Origin of the sequence: Sphingopyxis sp. (assembly GCF_016793825.1) — a bacterium.
Classification (GTDB): domain Bacteria; phylum Pseudomonadota; class Alphaproteobacteria; order Sphingomonadales; family Sphingomonadaceae; genus Sphingopyxis.
In genome coordinates this window covers 95,228-103,271 of sequence record NZ_JAEULM010000016.1, presented here as the reverse complement: position 1 = coordinate 103,271, position 8,044 = coordinate 95,228, and the positions used below count along the sequence as shown (strand labels likewise).

General features: G+C 61.6%; 5 protein-coding genes. 4 read left to right on the top strand and 1 reads right to left on the bottom strand.

Annotated elements, in window-relative coordinates; genetic code table 11:
* The first annotated feature begins 75 nt into the window (after positions 1-75).
* From JNM03_RS03680 to JNM03_RS03670, 3 genes are all read left to right on the top strand, one after another.
* Positions 76-1,449 carry an IS1182 family transposase gene (locus tag JNM03_RS03680; RefSeq protein WP_294034466.1) on the top strand — a complete coding sequence of 458 codons (1,374 nt, stop codon included), beginning with the start codon at positions 76-78 and terminating at the stop codon, positions 1,447-1,449.
* Positions 1,450-2,308: 859 nt separating this feature from the next.
* A complete protein-coding gene (locus tag JNM03_RS03675; protein ID WP_294034464.1) occupies positions 2,309-3,337 on the top strand; it encodes a hypothetical protein in 1,029 nt (342 codons plus the stop codon).
* A gap of 8 nt (positions 3,338-3,345) precedes the next feature.
* Positions 3,346-4,002, top strand: coding sequence for a Fe2+-dependent dioxygenase (locus JNM03_RS03670; RefSeq protein WP_294034463.1), 657 nt, complete (start codon positions 3,346-3,348; stop codon positions 4,000-4,002).
* 12 nt (positions 4,003-4,014) lie between these two features.
* Here the strand turns inward: JNM03_RS03670 and folE are convergent, their stop codons facing one another.
* Complete coding sequence (gene folE / locus JNM03_RS03665; protein ID WP_294034462.1) at positions 4,015-4,608, bottom strand: GTP cyclohydrolase I FolE; 594 nt, start codon at positions 4,606-4,608, stop codon at positions 4,015-4,017.
* Positions 4,609-5,050: 442 nt separating this feature from the next.
* Here folE and JNM03_RS03660 point away from each other — a divergent pair, with 442 nt between their 5' ends.
* Positions 5,051-8,002, top strand: a complete 2,952-nt coding sequence (locus JNM03_RS03660) for a TonB-dependent receptor (protein ID WP_294034461.1) — start codon at positions 5,051-5,053, stop codon at positions 8,000-8,002.
* Positions 8,003-8,044 lie beyond the last annotated feature (42 nt).

The window sequence follows — 8,044 nt, the reverse complement described above, 5'->3', positions numbered from 1 at the left end:
TATTCTGTTGAAAAACTCCCGCTTGCAGTTAGGCGCGAGGAATGATTCAGTTGTCGTGTTATCGGGAGACAGCTGATGATGGGCGAGCGAACGGTGATGCAGGAGGCGCTGTTCTACAGCTTCAGCCTAGAGGATCATGTGCCGACGGACCACTTGCTGCGGTCGATCGACCGATTTGTTGATCTGGGCGATCTGCGCGAGCATCTACGCCCCTATTACAGCGAGACGGGTCGGCCCTCGATCGATCCGGAACTGATGATCCGGATGCTGATCGTCGGCTATTGCATGGGGATCCGGTCGGAGCGGCGGCTGTGCGAGGAGGTCCATTTAAACCTCGCGTATCGCTGGTTCTGTCGGCTGGGGCTAGAGGGAGCTGTTCCCGATCACTCGACCTTCTCGAAGAACCGGCATGGCCGCTTCCGTGACAGCGATCTGCTTCGCGAGCTGTTCGAGATGACGGTGTCGCGCTGCATGGCGGAAGGGTTGGTCGGCGGCGAAGGCTTTGCCGTCGATGCGAGCCTGATCCGGGCCGATGTATATCGTCGTCGATCTGTGCCCGGGGACGAAGGCCTGCCGCCCGATGTGACGGGCCGCGCCGTTCGCGAATATCTGGAGGTGCTGGACGATGCGGCGTTCGGCGGTTCGACGCCTGTGCAGCCGAAGCGGATCGCGCTCACCGATCCAGCTTCGCGCTGGACGGCGGCCACGCGTGAGCGGGCCTTTTACGCCTACAGCACCAATTATCTGATCGACCTCGATCATGCGGTGATCGTCGATGTCGAGGCGACAACGTCGGTTCGGCAGGCCGAAGTGACAGCACAGCGACGAATGATTGACCGGACACAGGAGCGCTTCGGCATCTGGCCGCATCGGCTTGTAGCGGACGCAGCCTATGGCTCCGCGGCGAACCTGGCGTGGCTGGTGGAAGAGAAAGGCATCGAGCCGCATATCCCGGTGTTCGAAAAATCCGGTCGCGATGATGGTAGCTTCGAGCGGGCCGACTTCATCTATGACCATGACGACGACAGCTATACCTGCCCGGGTGGTAACCGCTTGCGGCGGTCCAATCGCAACTTCAGCACGCCGCGAACCGGGATCGATAAGGATGGCTCCATCCGCTACCGCGCGCGTCAGCACGACTGCGAAGGGTGTGCCCTAAAGCCGCAATGCACGCCCAATGCGCTCGCCCGCAAGATTACGCGTTCGATCCACGAAGGCGCGCGCGACATGGCCCGCGATATCGCGACAACCGACGCCTATCTTGTGTCGAGCAGAGAGCGAAAGAAGGTCGAAATGCTGTTCGCCCACCTCAAGCGCATCCTGAAACTGGACCGCTTGCGCCTGCGCGGTCCCAATGGTGCCCGTGACGAGTTCCACCTCGCCGCCGCAGCCCAAAACCTCCGGAAAATGGCAAAGATCTTCCCGATCCAGCACCTCGCCACCGCCTGATCACGGTGGGGAGGCCGTTCGCCTCCCGTCCGCATCCCACCCTCCGCAGTCCGCCGGGCGACTTCTTCAACAGAATACACCCCATTCCGGCCATTCGCTGCCGAACTGGATTAAATGGCAGGAAACGACCGATTGCGGACGATCATACCCTATGGGATCATGGGGCGATGTTAATCCGCTCACCTCGTTTCGCTGGGACTGCAGCGGCCTTACTAGCTGTGGTGGTCATCGGAAGTTGCACCACTCCCGCCAAGTACTTGGGTGCCTCGGAAAGCCGCACCTGCAAAGCGAAAGGTGGCTATGAAAGTCGGAGCGCTTTCGGCTTTCCGATCTGTCAGTTCCGCTATGCCGATGGCGGAAAGGTGTGCACTGGGAAGGCTGATTGTCAGGGGCGGTGCCTCTTGAGCATTGATGGAGCGCCGCAGACTCAACTCCCTAAGCCGGGGCAGACAGCAAATGGGGTTTGCGACGCAACGCAATATAATCCGGGGTGCTTTGCCACGATCGAAGGCGGTAAGGTAACGGCAGAAGGCGCATGGTGCGAGGAATGAGGTTACGTCAGGAATCCACCCCGTTCCCGCCATCTGCTCACGATTGGGAAGCAATGACGGCAAGCGACCGTTTGTGAACGTTCTTCTCCCCTCCCGCAGGCGGGAGGGGTTGGGGGTGGGGCAGCACCGTCTCAGGTGCCCACCCCGCTGCGACTACCGAACAAGTTCGCAAGTCTCGCTGCCCCTCCCGCCTGCGGGAGGGGAGTCTAGCGCATTGTCGAATGTCCACCTCCCACCCCAAAGCCGACCATAGCCGAAGACCCCTTCCTGTCTGGCCAAGCCGCGCCGCCTTTTCTATGCAACAGGCGATGGCAGACGATCCCTTTCAGCACCGCTTCGCCGCCGACGCGAGCTTACTGCCGCATATGGCGGATCTCACAAATGACCGCGTGCTGATCGCGCTGCTCGGCGAAGGCGATTATCGGGCGGCGAGTTTTCTCGACCAGCGGCTCCTGACCGATCGCATCGGGCGCGAATGGAAGCCGTGGGACGCCCTCCCCGACGTGGGCGGAGCGTCGCGGCCCGACTTCATCTTCCACATCGGTCATGTCGGCTCGACGCTCGCCTCGCGCCTGCTCGCCGAAGCGAGCGGCTGCCTGCCTCTGCGCGAACCGATGCTGCTCCGCAGCTTTGCGCAGATCGCGGAGCGGATCGACCGTCCCGAATCGGTCTGGTCTCCCGACCTCTACCGCACGCGGTTGGCGCAGGCGCTTGGCTGGCTGAGCCGAGGGTTTCATGCCGGCCAGCGCACGATGGTCAAGGCATCGAGCGTCATTACCGCGATCGCGAACGACCTGACCGGGCCGCGCGGCCAGGCCCTGTTCCTCTACACATCCCTGCCGCGCTATCTCGAAACGATCCTCGCCGGCGAAGCCTCGATGGCCGAGACGCTGGCCCAGGCGCCCGCGCGCATGGCGCGGCTCGCCACCCTGCTGCCCAACTTTCCACACGCCCTGTGGCAGTTGCCGCCCGTAACCCGCGTCGCGATGAGCTGGCTTTGCGAAATGACGACCGCGCAGCATCGCCTGCCGCAAGGCGCGCCGCATATCCTGTGGGCCGACTTCGAGGTGATGCTGGCCGACCCGGCGGCCGCGCTCGATGCCCAATGCCGCCATTTCGGCCTGCCGGCCGACCGGGCGCGGATCGAGGCCGTGCTCGCGGGGCCCATCATGCGGCAATATTCGAAGGCGCCCGAACATGGCTATAGCCCCGATCTGCGCCGTTCGTTGCAGGCGCAAGCGGCGACCGACCATCACGCCGCGATCGCCGAGGCGACCGCGTGGGTTGAAGCGCTCGCTGCACGCTATACAAAGCTCGCCGATCTGCCGATCCGATAGGAAGACGAATGTTCAAGCTAGTCCAGCTTCTCGACGACGCGCAGGTGCGCGCTTTGCGCGATATCGCGGCGGCGGGAAAATTCGTCGACGGACGAATCAGCAATCCGCATTCGAAGGTGAAAAACAACCTGCAGCTTCACGATGCCGGTGCCTACGAACGCTCGTCCAAAATCCTGCTCGACGCGATGGTGCAGAATCCCGAATTCATGGAATTCTCGTTCCCGGCGCGAATCGCGCCGCCGCTGCTCACCCGCTATACACCGGGCATGCAATATGGGTTGCACCCCGATGCCGCCTATATCCCGCTACCCGACGGGCAACTTCGCACCGACGTCAGTTGCACGGTCTTCATCAACGATCCGGCCGACTATGACGGCGGCGCGCTGCGCGTTCAGCTTGGCAATGCCGACCTGCGCTTCAAGGAAGCACCAGGCGCCGCGATCATCTACCCCTCGCACACATTGCATGAAGTCGAACCCGTGACACGCGGCGAACGCCTTGTCGCCATCACCTTCATCCAGAGCCTGATCCCCGACGTTCAGAAGCGCAACCTGATGTACGAACTGAACGAGGTCGCGGCGATCGAGGGCGGCAACATGGCTGCAGAAACCTTCACCCGCTTGCAGGCGGTCCAGTATCAACTGCTGCGGATGTGGCGAAAATAGAATCGCGGCGCGCTAATATCCCATCAGCGCAAGCACTTCCTTGCGACTGCGCTCATCATCCAGAAAACTGCCGAGCAGGCGGCTTGTCACCATGCCGACACCCGGCGTCTTCACGCCGCGGCCGGTCATGCAGCCATGTTGCGCATCGATCACCACCGCGACGCCATGCGGGTGGAGATTGTCCCAGATACATTTGGCGACTTCGGCGGTGAGCCGTTCCTGCACCTGCAGTCGCCGCGCAAAACCGTTCAGGACCCGCGCCAGCTTGGAGATGCCGACGACGCGGTCGCGCGGAAGATAGGCGATCGACGCCTTGCCCGTGATCGGCGCCATATGATGCTCGCAATGCGACTGGAACGGAATGTCGCGCAGCATGACGATTTCGTCATAGCCACCGACCTCTTCGAAAGTCCGCGACAGATGGATCGCCGGATCCTCATGATAGCCCTGGCAATATTCGAGCCACGCCCGGGCAACGCGCTTCGGCGTGTCCAAAAGCCCTTCGCGCGTCGGGTCGTCGCCCGTCCATTCGATGAGCGTACGGACCGCGCTCAGCACATGATCCGGGACCACCGGCTTGCCGTCGGGACCTAGTTCCACCGTCATCGTCGCCCTGCCTTCACTGTTGCTATCATGTCGCACATTTCGACGCGAAATGCGGCGCGTGCAACCCCGGCGATCAAAGATTTTCGGTCCCTCCGCCAAGTTTACGTTGCGGAATCTGTACTTTTCCTGATTTGGTACGGGCGCCGGAATCCGGGCTTTTTCACCGATAACAAGTCACTTGACGCTTTCGTCAACTCGGCGCACCTTCCTGACATTACAGAGTTCGCAAAAGCGAACCGTGATCCGGAGATGCCGGCGTTCTTCCCCGACGCCGGTGGGAGAGGACGATGACCAGCGGCGCTGGACTGAGGGATGGATACAGGCGCCTGCCTTGCGCGGCCCGGCGTCCCTCGCCGTGTCTGGTTACGGCCCCTCCCCTTTAAAACACAAATTCAAGTTTGGGCGGCCCCGTAGAGGCGGGTTCGAAAAAGGGAGGATGTAGATGAGGTTCAAAGGACTGATCGGATCGTCGATCTTGGCGATGGCGGTGGCAACGCCGGCCTATGCGCAGGACGCGCCCCAAACGGAGCGAGATGCCTTCGGCGGCGAAATCGTCGTGACGGCACAGCGTCAGGCCGAACGTCTGCAGGACGTTCCGATCGCCGTCAGCGCCTTTTCGGCCGAAGCGCTGGAAGCGCAGCAGATCGAGAACGCCTCCGATCTTCAGCTGACCTTGCCGAACGTCACCTTCTCCAAGGGGAACTTCACGGGATCCAGCTTTACCATTCGCGGTATCGGCGACCTTTGCGTCGGCTTCAGTTGCGACAGTGCGACCGCGATCCATGTGAACGGCTCGCCGCTTTTCGGCACGCGCCTCTTCGAAACGGAGTATTTCGATCTTGAGCGCATCGAGGTCCTGCGCGGACCGCAAGGCACCCTGTTCGGACGCAATGCCACCTCGGGCGTGGTCAACTTCGTCACGGCCAAGCCCAAGCCCGGCCAGTTCCAGGCGGCCGTCGATGGCGAATATGGCAACTTCGACGCCTATAAGGTCAAAGGGATGGTCAACATCCCGCTGGGAGATACCTTTGCCGCTCGTGTCGCGGGCTTCTATCTGAAGCGGGGCGGCTATACGAAGAACCTGTTCGACAACAGCCATATCGACGGCCGCGATATGTACGCGATCCGCGGATCGCTGCGGTGGGAACCCGGCCCCGACACGACGATCGACCTGATGGGTTATTATTTCCGCGAAAAGGATGACCGTCTGCGCATCCAGAAGCAGCTCTGTCAGCGCGATCCGACAGGCGTGCTCGGCTGCCTCAACAACCGCCGTGAATATGGCAAGGTGAACGGCAACTCCACCTTCCCCAGCGTGCTGGGTTCGCGCGAAGTGTTCGGCCTCAACGGCATTTCACCGCTGCTTGGTCTTGGCGTGGGTAGCCTCTATGGCCCCGACGCAAACGCCGGCACGGTCGAGCCCGAAGACGTCCGGACGGTCAACACCGATTTCACGCCCGAGTATTTCACCGACGAAATTCAGGCACAAGCGCATCTTGATCACAGCTTCGGCACGATCAACGTCGGCTTGACGGGCATCTACCAGCGTACCCGCATCGATTCGCGGCAGGACTATAACCTCGACGTCGCCAGCCGCGCGCCGCTTCAGCAGGGCCTGAATTCGCTGGCCTTCCTTGCTGCGAACGGCATTCCGGGGCTGCCCGGCACCAACGCCTATTTCGCACCGATCGCGGCCGCGCTGATTCCCGATGGACCGGCCGGTCAACTCTGCACGTCGAACACCAATCCGAACGGTCTTGGCGTTTTCGGCGGCGACGGCGTCTGCGGCGCAGGTCCCCTCGCGTTCGACCGCTCGGTGGCGAAGAACGAAAGCTGGGCGGCGGAATCCATCATCACCAGCGACTTCGACGGACCGTTCAACTTCCTTCTCGGCGGTATCTATTCGCAGTCGAAGACGACGAACGGCGATTATTACATCAACGCCTTCGCGATCGACTATTTCGCTTCGCTGTTCGGCACCTTCACCGCCCTGTCGCGGGGCCTTCCGCCATCCTATCTGGGATCGCCCTACTTCAAGAACCACGACGAGGTGTTCAAGCTCACATCCTACGGGATTTTTGGCGAAGCCTATTTCGAAGCGAGCGACCGACTGAAGTTCACCGTTGGCGTCCGGTATAACAACGACAAGAAGCACGACATATCGAACTCGACGCTCGCGAACTTCCTTGTGCCCTATGGCACCACCGGCTCGATCTTCAACTCGCCCTATGCGGGGACGTTCGACGCCGACACCGGTGCAACGGGGCTCCCCGGCGCCCAGATGTTCCGCGACCGGACGTTCAAGTTCGACGAAGTGACTGGCCGCGCCGTCGTCGATTTCAAGATCACCGACGACAATCTGCTCTATGCGTCCTATTCGCGCGGCTACAAATCGGGCGGTATCAATCCGGCCTTGCAGGTGATCATCCCGGGTGTGACCGAATCCTTCGATTCGGAAATCGTCGATGCATTCGAAATCGGGTCAAAGAACACCTTCGGCAACGGGGCGCTTCAGCTGAACCTGACCGGCTTCTACTACAAGTACAAAGGCCTGCAGCTCAGCCGTATCGTCGCGCGTACGTCGCTCAACGATAACGTCGACGCCGACATCTGGGGCTTCGAAGCGGAAGGCATCATCCGCCCCGATCCGGATTGGCTGATCAACCTCGGCTTCAGCTATCTGAACACCAAGGTGACGGACGATACGCTGTTCATCAACCAGCGTGATCCCTCGGGCGGCCTGCCGAACTCGGTGATCATCAAGGACATCGGCCAGGCATTCAACTGCGCGATCGTCGCCAATGTCGGCGGCCAGGCGGCGGCGGATGCTTTCGTCACGGCGGTCAACAACGGCATCAACGCGAGCAAGGGGCTGACGGCGGCTACCGGGCTGCGCGGTCCGACGCCGTTCCCGTCGGACTCGGGTCTCGGCGCAGGCAGCGGTGCGTTCTCGAGCTGCGACGCGCTGGTTGCGGCCGCGGCGGGGACCAACGGCGCCATCACTGCTTATGGCGGCGGCGTGCCGATCAGCATCAAGGGGAACAAGCTGCCGCAGGCACCGAATGTCAAATTCTCGGCCGGCGTTCAGCATACGATCCACTTCAGCAGCGGCATGTCACTCGTCCCACGCATGGATCTGACCTACACGGGCGACAGCTATGGCAACATCTTCAACGGCCGGGTGAACAAGGTGAAGGGTTATGCGCAGGCAAACGCCCAGATCCAGCTCAACGGCGACAGCGATCGCTGGTACGTCCGCGGCTTTATTCAGAACATCTTCGACAGCAACGCGACGACGGGTCTGTATCTGACCGATCAGTCGTCGGGCCTGTTCACCAACATCTTCACGCTGGAACCGCGCCGCTATGGCATCGGTGCCGGCATCAAATTCTAATCACATCCAAAACGAAAATAGCCCGGCCTCTCGAACGAGAGG

Coding starts and splice junctions, on each gene's coding strand:
- JNM03_RS03680 (WP_294034466.1), top strand. CDS start 76: ATGATGGGCGAGCGAACGGTGATGCAGGAGGCGCTGTTCTACAGCTTC.
- JNM03_RS03675 (WP_294034464.1), top strand. CDS start 2,309: ATGGCAGACGATCCCTTTCAGCACCGCTTCGCCGCCGACGCGAGCTTA.
- JNM03_RS03670 (WP_294034463.1), top strand. CDS start 3,346: ATGTTCAAGCTAGTCCAGCTTCTCGACGACGCGCAGGTGCGCGCTTTG.
- folE (WP_294034462.1), bottom strand. CDS start 4,608: ATGACGGTGGAACTAGGTCCCGACGGCAAGCCGGTGGTCCCGGATCAT.
- JNM03_RS03660 (WP_294034461.1), top strand. CDS start 5,051: ATGAGGTTCAAAGGACTGATCGGATCGTCGATCTTGGCGATGGCGGTG.